The organism is Phenylobacterium sp., from assembly GCF_020402505.1.
Lineage (GTDB): Bacteria > Pseudomonadota > Alphaproteobacteria > Caulobacterales > Caulobacteraceae > Phenylobacterium.
In genome coordinates this window covers 1-16,563 of the sequence record NZ_JADBZL010000056.1, presented here as the reverse complement: position 1 = coordinate 16,563, position 16,563 = coordinate 1, and the positions used below count along the sequence as shown (strand labels likewise).

The following is a 16,563-nucleotide window of genomic DNA, read 5'->3' as shown; positions in this document are numbered from 1 at the left end:
GGTTCCGGCCCGCACCGCCTCCCCCTTCATGTGGCGCGTCCGCGCCGGGCTTTCAATATGGGCGGCCGGAAGGATGCGTCGGGCTTGCGCCCCGCCCCGCGACGTCGCACCAAGGCGACATGACAGCATCCATGCCCTTCGCCATCCACTATGTGGGAGACGGCTATTCGACGGACGCCAAGCTGATGGGCCGGCAGGCCGTCGGCAAGTCCCTGTTTCGCGCGATCGCCCGAGAATGGTCCGATGTCGATGTCTATGGCTTTGGCCGGGGCGTATCGGGCGCGATGATGGAGCAGCTGAAGCGAGAGGGCTTCGCCGGCCGGCTGGTCTGGCGCGAGCAGGGATCGACGGCGCCGCCCCCGGCTTTTCCCGGGGCGCTCTACCATCCCGGTCCCATCCCTGTGGCCCTGGCGCATGACCGGAACCGGGAGGGCCCAGGGGCCTACAGCCTGTTCGGCGTCACCCATACCCTGTCCTCCCTGGGGGCCATGGACAGTCTGGGCGACCTCGCCGGCGCGCCCTTCCAGCCCTGGGACGCCCTGATCTGCACCTCCACCGCGGCGGTCACCCTTGTCCGAGCCCTCATGTCCGAACGCCGGGCCTGGCTGGCCGAGCATTACGGCGCGACCCGGTTCTCGGAAATCGAGCTGCCCGTGATTCCCCTCGGGGTGGATGTCGCCGCCCAGGCGCGCCCGCCTGAGGACATCGCCGCGGCGCGGAGGGACCTCGACCTGGCGCCCGAGGAGGTGGTCTTCCTGTTCGCGGGGCGCCTGTCCTTCCACGCCAAGGCCAATCCCGCTCCCGTCTACCTGGCCCTGGAGCGCGCCGCCGCCGGCCGGCGCCTTGTCTGCATCGAGGCGGGGCAGTTCCACAACGAGGCGATCGCCGAATCCTATCGGGACGCCCAGAGGGCCCTGGCGCCCTCCGTGCGGTTCCTGCACGCGGAGGGGGGTGACGTGGTCGCCTATCGTCGGGCCTGGTGCGCGGCCGACGTCTTCGTTTCCATCTCGGACAACATCCAGGAGACCTTCGGGATTACGCCGGTCGAGGCCATGGCCTCGGGCCTGCCGGTTCTTGTCTCGGACTGGAACGGCTATCGTGACACGGTGCGCGACGGTCAGGACGGTTTCCGGATTCCGGTCACCGCCCCGCCGGACGGCGCCGCCATCGATCTGGCCCTGCGCCATGCCCTGCAGATCGATACCTACGATCGCTTCATCGGCCAGTACAGCATGGCCACGGCTGCAGATCTGCCCGTCCTGGCCCAGCGGATCGGCGAGCTGGCGGACAGCCCGGACCTGCGCGCTCGCATGGGGGCTTCGGGTCGCGCCCGCGCCCTCGCAGAGTACGACTGGCCCGTCATCCTGATGCGCTATGGGGCCCTTGCGGCTGAACTGAACCGGCTGAGATCAGGGGCTTCAGCCCCTTCGTCCACCTGGCCGCTGAGACCCGATCCTGCACGCGTCTTCGGGCATTTCCCGACCCGGCGCCTCGGGGGAGACTGGTCCGTCAGCGCGCCCGCGGGCGGCGAGTCGGCGCTTGAGGACCTCCTGCGCCTTCGAATGACTTCATATGTCCTCGACCCGGTCCGCATGCCGCCGGACATGATCCGCCAGATCCACCGGCTCGCCCAGGCCGGTCCCCGCACGGTCGGCGACCTGCTGGCGGCGGCGGGCGGCGGCGGCCGCAACAGACTCCGCGCCCTTCTCTGGCTGGCGAAACTGGGCCTCGTGGAGCTCAGCCCGCCGGCGTGATGTCGGATTTCCATCGCTTGCGGAAGGGCGGAAGCGCCCCGCTTCACCTTGTCGGGTCGTGGGGCGAGGGATAGCCTTTGATCCCCGACACCCCGCCGAATCAGGATCGCCGGGGTCTGGCCTCTTCCAATCGGGAAAGGTCCGGCTCAGGCGGGTACAGCCCATGAATTCAATGCTGCAGATGTTCCAGGAGTTCCGGGACAGGTTTGGTCCGTTCCGAAGGGCTGTCCGCCGCCTGGAAACTCAGGAGAACAAGACCTTCGACCTGATCTTCCTGCACGACATTACCGGACGATTCGGCCATCTCTGGCAGGACCCGGTGTTCGTCTCCTGGCTGTACCGCGTGCCGCCGGAACGGATCCTGGTGGTCCTCTGCAGCCCGCCCTGTTCGGAGTTTGCCGTGCAGACCCTGTCAAGGGCCGGATTCACCCTCTGCAGGGCATCCGACCTGGACGGCGGAGAGATGTTCGCCGTCTACATCGACGCCTTCCAGATCCCCGAGATCGATTTTTTCGGCAAGACCGTGATCAAGGGCCATGGTCTCCTCTACGGTATCTTCTACCAGCATGCGGTCGGGCATGCGGGCTCGCTTCCGAACCTCATCAAGCCCTCCTACTTCGAAGATCGCAGGTCGGATCTCTACGCCAAGTACGGAATCCCCGCCGACAAGCCGATTGCTGTCGTGCACGTCCGCGAATCCGGCTGGTTGCACGCCGGCTACCATGACTTCAGGAACGCCTCGATCTCCAACTATGTCGAGGCCATAAACTTCCTGATGGCCAGGGGTTTCTTCGTCGTCCGTATCGGCGACGCCACGATGACGCCGGTGGACTGCGCCTCTCCGGACCTCTTGGACCTGGCGCGGTCACCTAGCTTCGTAGATGGGGAAGACGCCTGCCTGATCGCCTACTGCAGCCTCTATATCGGGCAGACTTCGGGTCCCTATTCGCTGGCCGCGATCATGGGCAAGGATGCGATCATCACCAACGAGCCGGGCGCATTCATCGGCAGGTGGGTGCATGATGAAGAAACCGACCCGCTGATGTTGGTCCTGTTCAAGACCAATGTCTCCAGGGCGGACGGGCACAGGTTCAGTCTTCTGGACATCCTCTTTCGGCAGGTCAGGCATACCGCCGAAGAGTACGAGCGGGACGGGATCGACCTTGTCGAAAACACCTCCGAGGAGATCCTCCTGACGGTCCAGGAGTATCTGGCCCGCCGTGCGGGGGTCTGGGACCTGGCGCCCGATCGTGCGCGGGACGAGGTGCTGAACCTGGTCTGGTCCATGCGCCAGGCGGCCAAGGTGGGTTTTACGGGCGTGGGCCATCCAAAGGCCGGAGGCTTCGTCTCCCACGTACACTGGCGTGAACTGGAGACGGATCCCGCCTTGATAGGCCTGCTGGAAGACGCCGATCCCGTCGTCGGAACATAGGCCCTCACCGCCCCGCACCCCTCCGGAACGGGAAAACCCCCCGCCGTTTTGCGGCGGGGGGCTTATGGTGGAGCTAAGCGGAGTCGAACCGCTGACCTCTTGAATGCCATTCAAGCGCTCTACCAACTGAGCTATAGCCCCGAGGTCTCGGGTCCCCGTCCCAGCCAAAAGGCCTGTCCGGGAAGGCGCGGAACCTAGTCCGGCGGATCGCGGCGATCAAGCCCGCCAAGGGGGAAAAATCGCCGCCGCCCGAACCGGCCTGCACCCTAGTCATCCGGTCCGCCCTCGCCGGGCAGCCCGTCGAGGTCGGCGTCATCGAAGTCATCCTCCTCGTCCTCGAGGAAGGGGACGCCGGCGTCCTCGTCGTCCAGGTCGTCCTCCTCCTGGAAGGCGGCCAGGTCGTCCTCGGGCGGGGCGATGACCTCGCCGTCCTCGTCGTCGACCACCAGGACCGGATCGTCCACGGCGGCGTCGAGTTCCGGAGTGACAGCCTCGTCCTCTTCCTCCTCCTCGGCCTCGACGCCGGCGTCGAGGACCTGATCTTCGGCCTCGTCCTCGATATCGCGGCCCGCAGGGGCGGCGCGGGCGCGAACGCGCCGGGTGCGGACAGCCTCGTCAGGATCAAAGTCGTGGCCGCACTTGGGACAGTGCGCCGGCCGACGGTTCAGGTCGTAGAATCTCGCCTGGCAGTTGGGGCAGATCTGCTTTGCGCCAAGTTCAGGAAGGGCCAATGGGCGGGCCTCTGGTCAGGTTGGGATTGAAGGCCGGCTCCCTTGCCATGCGGCGGCGCCACTGTCAAAAGCAAAGCCCTTCAGGTGCGCCTGACCCGTTCCGCCTCCCGTCGGAGTTTATCCTCGTCATGTCCTCCAATGGTCAGACGACCGCCCTGTGCGCCCGCCGCGGCGGGCCCCTGCGGGGCCGGGTCCGGGCCCCTGGCGACAAGTCGATCTCGCACCGCGCCCTGATCTTCGGCGCCCTGGCGCACGGCGTCACAGAGGTGGAGGGCCTTCTGGAGGGTGAGGATGTCCTGCGCTCGGCGGCGGCCATGCGCGCCTTCGGGGCCGAAGTGGACGCCCTTGGCGGCGGCCGGTGGCGCGTCGTCGGGCGCGGCGGCTTGTCAGAACCCGCCGACGTCATCGACTGCGGCAATGCAGGCACCGGTGTCCGGCTCATTCTGGGTGCGGCGTCCGGCTTTGATCTCGCCGCCACCTTCACCGGCGATGGGTCCCTGCGCAGCCGTCCCATGAACCGGGTGATGAAGCCCCTGGCCGAAATGGGCGCCCGCTTCCTGCACCGCTCCGGCGGCCGGTTACCGCTGACCCTGCGCGGCGGGGGCCTCCAGGCGATCGAATACCGGCTTCCCGAGCCCTCCGCCCAGGTCAAGTCCGCCGTCCTGCTGGCCGGCCTCAACGCCCGGGGCGACACAGTGGTGATCGAGCCCGAGCCGACCCGGGACCATACCGAGCGGATGCTGCGCGGCTTCGGCGCCCAGGTAGGGGTTGCGGACCTGCCCGAGGGCCGGCGGATCACCCTGGCCGGGGGGCAGTCCCTTTGCGGGACAACGATCCGCGTTCCTGGCGATCCCTCTTCGGCAGCCTTCCCCCTGGTGGCGGCCCTCGTCACGCCGGGCTCCGAAGTGACGGTGGAGGGCGTCCTTCTCAATCCGCTGCGGACAGGTCTTCTGATCACTCTCCGGGAGATGGGGGCGGAACTCGTCATCACGAACGAAAGGGACGAGGGGGGAGAGCCGGTCGGCGACGTCACCGCCCGCCACTCAGCCCTAAGGGGCGTTGACGTACCGCCGGAGCGCGCGCCGTCGATGATTGATGAATACCCCATCCTGGCGGTCGCGGCGGCCTTCGCCGAGGGCGTCACCCGCATGCGGGGCATCGGTGAAATGCGGGTCAAGGAGAGCGACCGGATCGCCCTGATGTCTGCGGGCCTCTCCGCCTGCGGCCTCGCCGTCGCGGAGGAACCCGAGGGCCTGCTGGTCACCGGCGCCGGCGCCAACCGCCCGCCCGTCGGCGGCGCCGACGTTGTCACCCGGGGGGACCACCGGATCGCTATGTCCCACCTCGTGTTGGGGATGGCGGCGGACTCGCAGGTCTGTGTCGATGAGCCCGGCATGATCGCCACCAGTTTTCCGGGGTTCGTGGACATGATGCGCGGCCTCGGCGCAGACATCTCCGCAGCGTGAACGCGGACCTTGTGATCGCCGTCGACGGTCCGGCCGCCTCCGGCAAGGGGACGGTCGCGGCCCGCCTGGGGCGGGCCTATGGGCTTCCCGTGCTCGACACGGGTCTCCTCTACCGGGCGGTGGGCGTCGCCGCCTCCCGGGCGGGGATCGATCCGGACGATTCCGAGGCCGTCGCCCGGGTCGCCGGGGCGATCGACCTGATGGCCCTGGATGACCCGGCCTTCCGGACCCGCGAGGCCGGCGAGCTGGCCAGCCGTGTGGCGATCCATCCGGGAGTGCGCGCCGCGCTCAACGCCGCACAGGTCGGCTTCGCCCGCCGTCCGGGCGGGGCGGTGCTGGACGGGCGCGACATCGGCACGGTGATCGCCCCCTGGGCCCCGGCCAAGATCTTCGTCACCGCCCGTCCGGAGGTCCGCGCCGAACGCCGTTGGCGCCAGCTGACCGCCCAGGGCGAGTCCGTCAGCCTCGCGGACGTGCTCGGGGACATCCGCCAGCGGGACGCCCGGGACGGCGGCCGCGCCGACGCCCCCATGGCCAGGGCACCGGACGCGGTCTTGCTGGATACGTCCGAAATGACTATAGACCACGCCGCCGATGCGGCCCGCCGCATTGTCGAGGCGGCGCGCGCCGGCCGGGCCTGACCCGGAAGGCAAATCCCATCGCGTCCTTTCCTCTCAAGCCGCGGGCATCCACCGGCGCGGGATACCGCGCCTTCGGTTTCACCCCCAACCCGACTCCGGGAGCCCGTCCGCCTGGCCGGCGGCGCAGGCCCGGGTCATACCGACTGATGAAAGAACACCATGGCAGATGATGCTGGCCTGAACCCTTCCCGCGACGATTTCGCGACCCTTCTGAACGAGTCCCTTGGCGGACGCGACTTCATGGAGGGCCAGGTGGTCAAGGGGACGATCGTGGGCCTAGAGAAGGACTTTGCGATCATAGACGTGGGCCTCAAGACCGAGGGCCGCGTCTCCATCAAGGAATTCGGCGCCGGAGACGAGGGCAAGCCTCAGCTGGCCGTCGGCGACACCGTCGAGGTCTTCCTCGAGCGCGTGGAGAACGCCCTGGGTGAGGCGGTCATCAGCCGCGAGAAGGCCCGCCGCGAGGAAGCCTGGACCCGTCTGGAAGGCGTCCACGCCCGCAACGAGCCCGTCATGGGCGCCATCGTCGGCCGCGTGAAGGGCGGCTTCACCGTCGATCTGGGCGGCGCCTCGGCCTTCTTGCCGGGCTCCCAGGTGGACATCCGGCCGGTTCGCGACGTCGGCCCGCTGATGGGCAAGGAGCAGCCCTTCGCCATCCTCAAGATGGACCGCCCGCGGGGCAACATCGTCGTCTCCCGCCGCGCCATCCTTGAAGAGGCGCGCGCCGAACAGCGCACCGAACTCGTCGGCCAGCTGCAGGAAGGCGAGATCCGCGAAGGCGTGGTCAAGAACATCACCGACTACGGCGCCTTTGTGGACCTAGGCGGCATCGACGGCCTGCTGCACGTTACCGACATGAGCTGGAAGCGCGTCAACCACCCCAGCCAGGTGCTGGCCGTGGGCGACACGGTCCGGGTCCAGATCGTCAAGATCAATCCTGACACCCAGCGCATCTCTCTGGGCATGAAGCAGCTTCAGTCCGACCCCTGGGATGGCGTCGAGGCCAAGTATCCCGTGGGCGCCCGCCTGACCGGCCGGATCACCAACATCACCGACTACGGCGCCTTTGTGGAGCTGGAAGCCGGCGTCGAGGGCCTGGTCCACGTCTCGGAAATGTCCTGGACCAAGAAGAACGTCCACCCCGGCAAGATCGTCTCGACCTCCCAGGAAGTCGATGTGGTCGTGCTCGACGTCGACCCGTCCAAGCGCCGGGTGTCCCTCGGCCTCAAGCAGGCCATGGACAACCCCTGGGAGGCCTTCCTGGCTGCGCATCCCGTCGGCTCCACGGTCGAGGGCGAGGTCAAGAACGCGACCGAGTTCGGTCTGTTCCTGGGCCTGGACAACGATATCGACGGCATGGTGCACCTGTCGGATATCGACTGGAACGTACCCGGCGAGGAAGCCATCACCCGCTACCACAAGGGCGAGATGGTCAAGGCGCGGGTGCTGGATGTCGATGTCGAGAAGGAGCGCATCTCCCTGGGCATCAAGCAGCTCGCGGGCGATCCGATGTCTGGCGATGTCTTCCGCAAGGGGCAGACCGTGACCGTCACCGTCACCGAGGTCACCTCCGGCGGCATCGAGGTCCGCTTCGGTGAGGACGACGCGCCCATGTCGGCCTTTATCCGAAAGTCCGACCTGTCCCGCGACCGCGCCGACCAGCGCCCCGAGCGCTTCGCTGTGGGAGACCGCGTCGACGCCCAGATCACCCTGGTCGATAAGGCGGCCCGCCGGGTCTCCCTGTCCATCAAGGCCCTGGAGATGGTCGAGGAGAAGGAAGCCATCGAGAAGTTCGGATCTTCGGACTCCGGCGCCTCCTTGGGCGACATCCTGGGCGCAGCCCTTCGTGAGAAGGCCCAGAAGGACTAAGCCTTCCAGCCCGATGACCCTGCGGCGTCCCTTCGGGGGCGCCGCGACATTCCACGGCGGACCGGGCGACGGGTCCGCCGTTCTTGTTTGCGATCAGTTCTTGTCCAAGGGCTTGACGCCAAAGGGATTTGCGCTGAAGTGGGCGGGCGCCGGCGCGGGATCCGGCGGCCAGACGCCAGGGTGGCAAGGGACATGATCAAGTCCGAACTCATCGCCAGGCTGGCGGAAGAGAACCCTCACCTTACCCAGAAGGACATCGAGCGCGTCGTTTCGGTCATCCTCGACCGTATGATCCAGGCCCTGGAAGGCGGGGGCCGGGTGGAGCTCCGGGGATTCGGCGCCTTCTCCGTCCGGTCCCGAGGCGCCCGGTCGGGCCGCAATCCGCGGACCGGAGAGTCGGTGTCCGTACGGGCCAAGCACGTGCCCTTCTTCAAGAGCGGCAAGGAACTGAGGGTCCGGCTCAACGCCGACGACTGATCTGCGGCGACAGGCCGCGCCCAGACATCCAGGGGGGGAATTCATGACCATACTGGGCGAGTTCCGCGAGTTCATCGCCCGCGGCAATGTCGTCGACCTCGCAGTCGGCGTCATCATCGGCGGCGCGTTCGGCAAGATCGTTACGTCGCTTGTCGAGGACGTGGTCATGCCGCCCGTCGGCCTGCTGTTGAGCGGGGTCGATTTCTCGCAGATGAACTGGGTCCTGAAGGCTGACAATCCCGCCACCAGGATCGATGAGATGGTCGCCATCCAGTATGGCGCCCTCCTCAACACCCTTATCCAGTTCCTGATCGTCGCCTGGGTGGTCTTCCTTCTGGTCAAGGGCGTCAACGCCCTGCGCCGGGCCCAGGCTGCAGAGGCGCCGCCGCCGCCTGCCCCTTCGGCGGAGGAGACCCTCCTCGGCGAAATCCGAGACCTCCTGAAGTCCGGCCGCTGATCCTCGCCCCTTGAAGTCGAAGGCCTCCTGCCCCTAATGGCGGCCATGCGCCTTCCCGCCAAGATCTGCGGACTTGCGACCCCCGACGGCGTTGAGGCTGCTGTGGCCGGAGGCGCCGGCTTCCTGGGCTTCAACTTCTATCCTCCAAGCCCCCGGTTCGTGGAACCGGAGGCCGCCGCGAGGCTGGCGGCGCCCGCCCGGGCGGCGGGGGTCCGGATCTGCGCCATCACGGTCGACGCCGATGATGGTCTGGTCGACCGGATCGCCCGCACCCTCGATCCTGACTTCATCCAGCTCCACGGCGCCGAACCGCCGTCCCGAGGAGCGGAGGTTGCGGCCCGGACCGGCGCAGGCGTGATCCGCGCCCTTCCGGTGGGCGAGCCCGCGGACCTCGCCGTCGCATTGGACTGGTCGGAGGTCGCCGATCACCTGCTCCTCGACGCCCGCCCGCCCAAGGGTGCGACCCTGACCGGCGGCCTTGGCGTGGCCTTTGACTGGACGCTTGTGAGGGACTTCCGCCCCGCTCGCCCCTGGTTCCTCGCCGGCGGCCTCGACCCCTGGAACGTGGCCGAGGCCCTCGAGGTTTCCGGGGCCCCGATGGCGGACGTTTCCTCTGGCGTGGAGCGCGGTCCCGGACTAAAGGACCCCTCTCTGATCTCGGCCTTCCTCGACGCTGTTCGCCGAGCCCGACCACAGGCCTGACGTGAACCAGATCGCACCGCTCAACGACTATTCCGCCTACCCTGACGCCTCCGGTCGCTTCGGCGACTATGGCGGCCGGTATGTCCCGGAAACCCTCATGCCCTTGGTGCACGAGCTTGAGGCCGCCTTCCGCGCCGCCATCGCGGACCCGGCCTTCCGCGGCGAGCTCGACGGCTACCTCAAGCACTATGTCGGCCGGCCCAGCCCGCTCTACTTCGCCGAGCGCCTGACCCGACGGTTCGGCGGGGCCAAGGTCTATCTGAAGCGTGAGGAGCTGAACCACACCGGCGCGCACAAGATCAATAACTGCATGGGCCAGATCCTGCTGGCCATGCGGATGGGCAAGACGCGCATCATCGCCGAAACCGGGGCCGGCCAGCATGGCGTGGCCACCGCCACGGTCTGCGCCCGCTTCGGCCTGCCCTGCGTGGTCTACATGGGCGCCGTCGACGTCGAGCGGCAAAAGCCCAACGTGTTCCGGATGAACCTGCTGGGGGCCCGGGTCGAGCCCGTGACCTCGGGTTCCGCCACCCTCAAGGACGCCATGAACGAGGCCCTGCGCGACTGGGTCACCAATGTCCACGACACCTACTACCTGATCGGCTCGGCGGCGGGGCCGCACCCCTATCCCGAGATGGTCCGCGAGTTCCAGGCGGTGATCGGCCGCGAGACCCGCGAGCAGATCCTCGAGATCGAGGGCCGTCTTCCCGATGCGGTCGTGGCCTGCGTGGGCGGCGGCTCGAACGCCATCGGCATGTTCCATCCCTTTCTCAACGACGAAGGCGTCCGTCTGATCGGGGTCGAGGCCTCGGGCGACGGCATGGACACCGACCGGCACGCGGCGGCCATCAACGGCGGCCGGCCCGGGGTCCTGCATGGCAACCGCACCTACCTCATCCAGGACATGGTCGGCCAGATCACCGAGGCCCACTCCATCTCGGCCGGGCTCGACTATCCCGGGATCGGCCCCGAGCACGCCTTCCTCCATGACGTCGGCCGGGCCGAGTACATGACCTGCACCGACCGCGAGGCCCTGGACGCCTTCCAGCTGTGCGCCGAGCTGGAGGGGATCATCCCGGCCCTGGAGACCAGCCACGCCCTGGCCCGCCTGCCGGAGATCTGCGCCGGGCTGGGTCCTGACGGGATCGTCGTGGTCAACCTTTCGGGCCGGGGCGACAAGGACGTCAACACGGTTGCACAGGCCCTGGGGCGTACGATTTGAGCCGCTCACGGATCGACGCCCGCTTTGCGCGCCTGCGCGCCGAGGGCAGGGCTGGCTTTATCACCTACGTCATGGCTGGCGACCCGGACCCGGAGACCGCCCTCGCCATCCTCGAAGGCCTGCCGGCCGCAGGCGCCGACCTGATCGAGGTGGGCTTTCCCTTCTCCGATCCCATGGCCGAGGGGCCGCCCATCCAGCGCGCCGCCCAGCGGGCCCTGGCCCACGGCATGACCCTGCAGAAGACCCTCGACCTGGTCGCCGCCTTCCGTCGCAAGGACGCCGAAACCCCGGTCATCCTGATGGGCTACGCCAACCCCCTCGAGACGCCCGGCTACGCCGCCTTCGCCCGCGCCGCCGCCGAGGCGGGCGTGGACGGGCTGATCGTCGTGGACATCCCGCCGGAGGAGGCGGATCCCCTCGCCGACGCCCTGGACGCCCACGACCTGTCCCTTATCCGCCTGGCCACACCCACCACCGATGACCGCCGCCTGCCGGTGGTCGTCCGGCGGACCTCGGGCTTCGTCTACTATGTCTCTGTCGCCGGCGTGACCGGCGTGAAGGAGGCTGACGCCGGCGCCGTGGCGCCCAATGTCGAGCGGGTCCGCGCCGCTTCCGGCCTGCCGGTCGCCGTCGGCTTCGGGGTCCGCACGGAGGAGAGGGCCGCCGAGGTCGCCCGGATCTCCGACGCCGTCGTCGTCGGCTCGGCCCTGGTCGACGAGGTGGCCGACGCCCTGGCCGCAAACGAAGACGTGACCGCCCGGGTGCTTACAAAAGTCGCGGCGCTGGCTAAGTCTGTCCGCACGGCGAGGACGCCGGGTCGCGGGGCATAGGCGCAGTATGGCGATGGCGGACCAGAGGGACGAGAAATCCGGAAAGCCCGCCCAGCCCCCCCGTGAGCGCGGCGGCTGGCTGGCCAAGATTGCGCCCGGGGTCCGCAACCTGGTCGCCAAGCGAGAGACCCCCGACAATCTCTGGGTCAAGTGTCCCGATACCGGCGAAATGCTTTATCGCCCGGACCTCGAGGCCGCCCTCTGGGTCACGCCGTCGGGCAGCCATATGCGGATCGGGGCGGCCCAGCGCCTGCGCTACACCTTCGACGACGGCCGGTTTGAGCGCATTCCCTCGCCTGTCGTCGTGGATGATCCGCTGAAGTTCCCCGACGAGAAGCCCTACGCCGACCGCCTTAAGGCCGCCCGCAAGGCGACCGGCGAGCAGGACTCCATGGCAATCGGATTCGGGAGCATCCGCGGCGAGCCTGCGGTGGTCGTCGTCCAGGACTTCAATTTCATGGGCGGCTCCCTCGGCATGGGCGCCGGCGAGGCCTTCATCAAGGCCGCCGAGGAGGCCGTCCGCCGCAAGGTCCCCCTCGTCATCTTCACCGCCTCGGGTGGGGCCCGCATGCAGGAGGGGACCCTCTCCCTCATGCAGATGGCCCGCACCACCCTGGCCCTCAACGAGGTCAAGGCGGCGGGACTGCCCTATATCGTGGTGTTGACCGACCCGACCACCGGCGGGGTCTCGGCCTCCTACGCCATGCTGGGCGACATCCACATCGCCGAGCCCAACGCCATGATCGCCTTCTCAGGGCGTCGGGTCATCGAGCAGACCATCCGCGAGGTCCTGCCGCCAGGCTTCCAGCGCGCCGAGTTCCTCGTTGAGCGCGGCATGGTCGATCTCGTCGCCGCACGCTCGGAACTGCCGGACGTCCTGGCTTCGGTGCTCAAGACGCTGATGCTGGGGCGCGCCAAGGCCCGGGCGGCCTAGTCACCGTCCGGGACCATGTACGATTCGATCCGGGCCTCGGACGCCGTCATCCAGCGCCTGAGGGCGAACCATCCCTCTCTCATCGACCTCACGACGGGCCGGGTCGAGCGACTGCTTGAGGCCCTCGGGCGCCCGGACCTGCGCCTGCCGCCGGTGATTCACGTGGCCGGGACGAATGGCAAGGGATCCACTACCGCCTTTCTGAGGGCTATGGCGGAGGCGGCGGGCCTGTCGGTCCATGTTCTGACCTCGCCGCACCTGGTGCGGTTCGCCGAGCGTATCCGCATCGCCGGGCGGCTGATCACCGACGAGGCCCTCGATGCGCTCACCGATCGCCTCGAGGCCACCAACGCCGGCGAGCCGATCAGCTTCTTCGAGATCACCACCGTCCTGGCCTTCACGGCCTTCGCCGAGACCCCGGCCGATCTTTGCCTCATCGAGGTCGGCCTGGGCGGTCGCTTCGACGCCACCAACATCTTTCCCTCCCCCGCCGTCTCGGTGATCACCCCGGTGGACTACGACCATCTGGAGATGCTGGGCCCGGAGCTTTCCAAGATCGCCTGGGAGAAGGCGGGCATCATCAAGGCGGGACGGCCCGTGGTCTGCGCCAGGCAGCGGGACGAGGCCCTGGCGGTGATTCTGGCGGAGGCGGAGTCCCTCGGGGCGCCCCTGACCCTGGTGGGCCGGGATGCGGACATCTGGAGCGAAAGGGGTCGGTTGATGGTCCAGACGCCGGATGGCCTGCTCGACCTGCCCCCGCCGGCCCTGCCGGGGCCGCACCAGTTCGACAACGCCGGCCTGGCGGCCCTGGCCCTCCGGGCCCTGGGCGATCCGCGGATCACTGACGAGGCCCTCGGAGCCGGGGCGGCGGCGGCGGACTGGCCGGGCCGTTTCCAGCGCCTGAAGGACGGCCCCCTGGGCCGGCTGGCCGCCGCCCGGGGATCGGACCTCTGGCTCGACGGCGCCCACAACCCGCACGGCGCGGAGGCCCTCGCCCGCACCTGCGCCGAGATGGGCGCCCGGGACGGACGCCCCCTGGTCCTGGTCGTGGGCCAGTTCGCGCGGAAGGATCCGAGGGGCTTCTTCGCCGCCTTCCGGGACCAGCCGCTGAAGGTCGTGGCCACCACCTTCGATTCGCCCACCGCGCTCTCGCCGGAGGCCCTGGCCGAGGCGGCGAGGGCGGAGGGACTGACGGTGGAGACCGCGCCGGATGTCAGCGACGCCGTGGCTCTGGCCCTCGGGGGCGAGGGGCCGGCGCCCCGGGTGGTGATCTGCGGCGGCCTTCACTTCGCCGGCGAGGTTCTGGCCCTGAGCCCGGAGACCTGGCCGAGTTAGACCGCGTATCGCCAGGAAGGCGCCGGCGCTTCGAGCCGGGTCAGAAGGCGTTTTTCACAGTGAACCAGAAATACCGGCCCTCTTCCCACCGCCTGTACTCCCGCCCCGTGATCGCCGCCGCCCGCGTCGGTGCGAAGAAGGTCCGTTCGTTGGTGTATCGCCGGCCAAGGGGATTGTAGACGGTGAACCTCAGCTTGAGGGCCCCGAAATGGCTGCTCTCGACGGACATGCGAACCTCAGGATCGATCTCGAAGACGTTCACTTCCGGAACGAAATAGTCGACCTCGGCGTCCTGTCCGTCCACCTGGATGCTCCACGACAGCTTGTGTGCGGGAAGGTCCTGGCGCAGCTCGACCGAGTAGGTCCAGGGGATGAGGGCCGTCAGAGGTCGGGACTGGCCCGAGAGAGGGTCCTCGAACACGGAGTCCCGCCACTCCCCGCGCGCATCCAGGCGCAATCCGGGAGCCAGCCAGGACAGGGATGCGGAGGCTCCGACGGTCGCCCCCCAGACCCGGGCGCGATCGGCGTTGCCCAGACCGAAGTCCCCGCCTGGAAGGATGACGGGCTCCAGGACATCCTCGCGCCACTCGTGGAAGATCCCGGCGTTCAGGGCCAGGCCCTCGCGTCCCCGGAAGTCGAGATCGAGGCTCGCGCGCGTCTCGGTCTGCGGTCTCAACTGCGCATTGCCCCCCAGGGAGCGGTCGATCCCGACCTCGGTGGAGGCGGCGAAGGCGTCGAAATCCAGCTGTCCGACGGTCCGGCGCAGGCCAATGTCCAGGGTGGCGTTGGGGTTCGGGCGCCACGCCAGGGACAGGGCCGGCTTGAAGAATGTCAGCCGCTGCCGGTTTCGGGCGTCGCCGGTCACGGAGATCTCGGACCACTCCGTCGCCGCCCTCGCGTCCAGCGTCCATCGGGGCGCCACATCGTAGGCGAGGTTGACAAAGGCTTCGGCGCGCTGCTCGTCCACCACGATGTTTGCGGCCGGGAGGAGGATCGGGGTCAGCTCGCCGGAGGCGTTGCGGCTTGCGAAGGCCAGAGCCGAGTCCAGACGGTTGAAGGCCGCCTCAGCCCCGAACTCAGGGCGAAGACGGCCGCCGAGATCCACCGAAGCGGTCCCCCGACCGACCCACTCGATCAGCGTGCGCTGCGAATTCGCGGTGGTCTCTGAAGCTGCGATCCCGGGAGGAGTCTCGATCCGGCTGCTGCTGGCCGCCGCCTCGTGTCGCCAGCTGGCGAGGCTGAGGACCTTGAAGGACCAGGCGTTCGGAAACTGTCTCGTCCACTCTCCACCGAACTCGGCCTCGACAACGTCCTCCGCGAAGGAGACGCCGCGGAACTGGTCCGCCAGCCCCGCAGGAGCGCGACCGAGGAATCCGGGTCCGCTGAACCGGGTGTTGGAGTCCTCTCCCTCCACCCGTCCGTTGAGTACGAGCTCGCCGCCAAAGGCCTCCCGACGGGCATCGCCGGAGAGCGTTATCTCCACCTCGTCCGCAAGGCGGGACTCCTGTTCGAACAGGTCAGGTTCACCCGCGGGTCCGGTCCGCCTGCGGACGCCGTCGGATGGATCTCTCCAGGCGTCGAACTGCACTCTTCCGGAGGCCCGCCATCCGCCGACCGGGCCCGACAGGCTGGCCTCCATGTAGGGGCGGATATCCCCTTCGCGGTTACTGGAGACCGAGACGCCCCAGGAGCCTGAAAGGCTGGTCTCCCGGAGGATCAGGTTCACGATCACGGTCTGGCCGGAGGCCTCACTGGTCGTGGGATTGGTGACCAGATCGATCCGCACGACGGCAGAGGCCGGGATTCTCGCCAGCGCGTCCCGCGGTCCTCCCGCCTTGGATCCGGGCCTCGCCCCGTTGATCAGGACATTGCCACCGGTGTCCCCAAACCCGCGACGGGCTTCACCCTGATCGAGGGTGAAGCCCGGAACCCGTGCAACCATGTCGAGCGCGGTGCTGGGCGCAAAGCCGTCGAAGAACTCCCGGGGATAGGTCGTCACCTGCATGGGCTCCGCAGCGCGCCCGACCCCCGAGACGGCGAGGTTGAGGACGATCGCGGCGGACGCCAAGGCGCAGAGCCCATGAACCATCAAGACTGACTTCCTGCCGAGGATTGGGCGTAAGGGACGGATGTCCCGGAGGCGGAGCCCGGAGCCTCCGGTTTCAGGTTGCGTGGTCACCTCGCCGCCGTCTCGCCTGAGCGGAAAGACCCTGCCCGGATCCCCGGCGTCTAGGCGGACCGCTCAGCCGACGCCGGACTCGTTCAGCCAGTCGACGATCTTCTGCTTGGGCATGGCGCCGACCTTCATGGCCGTCATCTGACCGTCCTTGAACAGCATCATGGTCGGGATGCCGCGAACGCCGTAGCGGCTGGGGGTGTTCGGAGAGTCCTCGATGTTCAGCTTGGCCACGGTGACCTGCTCGCCCAGCTCCGCGGCGATCTGCTCCAGGGCCGGGGCGATCTGCTTGCAGGGGCCGCACCATTCCGCCCAGAAGTCCACCAGCACGGGCTTGCCGGACTTCAGGACGTCGGCTTCGAAGGACTCGTCTGTGACGGCGACAGTACCCATGCGGGGCTCCTCGATTCGCGGGTCCGGACAAGGCCGGACGGGAGGTGTTGATATGGCGCACTCCGCGCCGGGATCAACTCCCCTGATGCGCAAGGCCAGCGATCAGGCCGCCCGGTAGAGGCGGTCCAGGGCCTCGCGGAGCAG

The 16,563-nt window shown here is 68.6% G+C and carries 15 protein-coding genes and 1 tRNA gene; 12 read left to right on the top strand and 4 right to left on the bottom strand.

Features of this window, described 5'->3' with window-relative positions:
- The first annotated feature begins 131 nt into the window (after positions 1-131).
- Together IM632_RS04535 and IM632_RS04530 are read left to right on the top strand one after the other, a co-directional pair.
- Positions 132-1,754 carry a glycosyltransferase family 4 protein gene (locus tag IM632_RS04535; protein ID WP_296498489.1) on the top strand — a complete coding sequence of 541 codons (1,623 nt, stop codon included), beginning with the start codon at positions 132-134 and terminating at the stop codon, positions 1,752-1,754.
- A gap of 163 nt (positions 1,755-1,917) precedes the next feature.
- Positions 1,918-3,186, top strand: a complete 1,269-nt coding sequence (locus IM632_RS04530; protein ID WP_296481385.1) for a TIGR04372 family glycosyltransferase — start codon at positions 1,918-1,920, stop codon at positions 3,184-3,186.
- Positions 3,187-3,251: 65 nt separating this feature from the next.
- On the opposite strand, the gene IM632_RS04525 is transcribed toward IM632_RS04530, so the two are convergent.
- Positions 3,252-3,327 (bottom strand) — tRNA-Ala (locus IM632_RS04525).
- A gap of 125 nt (positions 3,328-3,452) precedes the next feature.
- Positions 3,453-3,917, bottom strand: a complete 465-nt coding sequence (locus IM632_RS04520) for a TIGR02300 family protein (RefSeq protein WP_296481387.1) — start codon at positions 3,915-3,917, stop codon at positions 3,453-3,455.
- Between the two features lie 128 nt (positions 3,918-4,045).
- Between IM632_RS04520 and aroA the strand changes: the two genes are divergently transcribed.
- The 10 genes from aroA to IM632_RS04470 all read left to right on the top strand — a co-directional run bounded on the left by aroA (position 4,046) and on the right by IM632_RS04470 (position 13,850).
- Positions 4,046-5,383: a 3-phosphoshikimate 1-carboxyvinyltransferase gene (aroA, locus tag IM632_RS04515; RefSeq protein ID WP_296498490.1), complete on the top strand. Its 1,338-nt coding sequence runs from the start codon at positions 4,046-4,048 to the stop codon at positions 5,381-5,383.
- Complete coding sequence (cmk, locus tag IM632_RS04510; RefSeq protein WP_296481393.1) at positions 5,380-6,024, top strand: (d)CMP kinase; 645 nt, start codon at positions 5,380-5,382, stop codon at positions 6,022-6,024. Before aroA ends, cmk begins: the two co-directional genes overlap by 4 nt.
- A 159-nt stretch (positions 6,025-6,183) precedes the next feature.
- Positions 6,184-7,893, top strand: coding sequence for a 30S ribosomal protein S1 (rpsA, locus tag IM632_RS04505; RefSeq protein ID WP_296481395.1), 1,710 nt, complete (start codon positions 6,184-6,186; stop codon positions 7,891-7,893).
- A 192-nt stretch (positions 7,894-8,085) separates the two neighbouring features.
- Complete coding sequence (locus tag IM632_RS04500) at positions 8,086-8,370, top strand: integration host factor subunit beta (protein ID WP_296481399.1); 285 nt, start codon at positions 8,086-8,088, stop codon at positions 8,368-8,370.
- Between the two features lie 43 nt (positions 8,371-8,413).
- Positions 8,414-8,827, top strand: a complete 414-nt coding sequence (mscL, locus tag IM632_RS04495; RefSeq protein WP_296481400.1) for a large-conductance mechanosensitive channel protein MscL — start codon at positions 8,414-8,416, stop codon at positions 8,825-8,827.
- A gap of 45 nt (positions 8,828-8,872) precedes the next feature.
- Positions 8,873-9,529 carry a phosphoribosylanthranilate isomerase gene (locus IM632_RS04490; RefSeq protein ID WP_296481402.1) on the top strand — a complete coding sequence of 219 codons (657 nt, stop codon included), beginning with the start codon at positions 8,873-8,875 and terminating at the stop codon, positions 9,527-9,529.
- Between the two features lies 1 nt (position 9,530).
- On the top strand, positions 9,531-10,751 hold the full coding sequence (trpB, locus tag IM632_RS04485) for a tryptophan synthase subunit beta (RefSeq protein ID WP_296481404.1): 1,221 nt from the start codon (positions 9,531-9,533) through the stop codon (positions 10,749-10,751).
- The gene (gene trpA / locus IM632_RS04480) at positions 10,748-11,581 is read left to right on the top strand and encodes a tryptophan synthase subunit alpha (RefSeq protein ID WP_296481407.1); all 834 of its coding nucleotides are present in this window, start codon (positions 10,748-10,750) and stop codon (positions 11,579-11,581) included. Before trpB ends, trpA begins: the two co-directional genes overlap by 4 nt.
- Before the next feature lie 7 nt (positions 11,582-11,588).
- Positions 11,589-12,515, top strand: a complete 927-nt coding sequence (accD, locus tag IM632_RS04475) for an acetyl-CoA carboxylase, carboxyltransferase subunit beta (RefSeq protein WP_296552049.1) — start codon at positions 11,589-11,591, stop codon at positions 12,513-12,515.
- 15 nt (positions 12,516-12,530) lie between these two features.
- A complete protein-coding gene (locus tag IM632_RS04470; protein ID WP_296481412.1) occupies positions 12,531-13,850 on the top strand; it encodes a folylpolyglutamate synthase/dihydrofolate synthase family protein in 1,320 nt (439 codons plus the stop codon).
- 40 nt (positions 13,851-13,890) lie between these two features.
- On the opposite strand, the gene IM632_RS04465 is transcribed toward IM632_RS04470, so the two are convergent.
- Positions 13,891-15,918 carry a TonB-dependent receptor gene (locus IM632_RS04465; RefSeq protein ID WP_296481417.1) on the bottom strand — a complete coding sequence of 676 codons (2,028 nt, stop codon included), beginning with the start codon at positions 15,916-15,918 and terminating at the stop codon, positions 13,891-13,893.
- A gap of 174 nt (positions 15,919-16,092) precedes the next feature.
- Entirely contained in the window at positions 16,093-16,419 is a 327-nt protein-coding gene (gene trxA / locus IM632_RS04460; RefSeq protein WP_110448960.1) for a thioredoxin, read from the bottom strand.
- Positions 16,420-16,563: the final 144 nt, after the last annotated feature.

Excerpts from the sequence above, each read along its gene's own strand:
- aroA (WP_296498490.1), top strand. The coding sequence starts at position 4,046 with ATGTCCTCCAATGGTCAGACGACCGCCCTGTGCGCCCGCCGCGGCGGG.
- mscL (WP_296481400.1), top strand. The coding sequence starts at position 8,414 with ATGACCATACTGGGCGAGTTCCGCGAGTTCATCGCCCGCGGCAATGTC.
- accD (WP_296552049.1), top strand. The coding sequence starts at position 11,589 with ATGGCGATGGCGGACCAGAGGGACGAGAAATCCGGAAAGCCCGCCCAG.
- IM632_RS04530 (WP_296481385.1), top strand. The coding sequence starts at position 1,918 with ATGAATTCAATGCTGCAGATGTTCCAGGAGTTCCGGGACAGGTTTGGT.
- IM632_RS04490 (WP_296481402.1), top strand. The coding sequence starts at position 8,873 with ATGCGCCTTCCCGCCAAGATCTGCGGACTTGCGACCCCCGACGGCGTT.
- trxA (WP_110448960.1), bottom strand. The coding sequence starts at position 16,419 with ATGGGTACTGTCGCCGTCACAGACGAGTCCTTCGAAGCCGACGTCCTG.
- IM632_RS04500 (WP_296481399.1), top strand. The coding sequence starts at position 8,086 with ATGATCAAGTCCGAACTCATCGCCAGGCTGGCGGAAGAGAACCCTCAC.
- IM632_RS04470 (WP_296481412.1), top strand. The coding sequence starts at position 12,531 with ATGTACGATTCGATCCGGGCCTCGGACGCCGTCATCCAGCGCCTGAGG.
- rpsA (WP_296481395.1), top strand. The coding sequence starts at position 6,184 with ATGGCAGATGATGCTGGCCTGAACCCTTCCCGCGACGATTTCGCGACC.
- IM632_RS04535 (WP_296498489.1), top strand. The coding sequence starts at position 132 with ATGCCCTTCGCCATCCACTATGTGGGAGACGGCTATTCGACGGACGCC.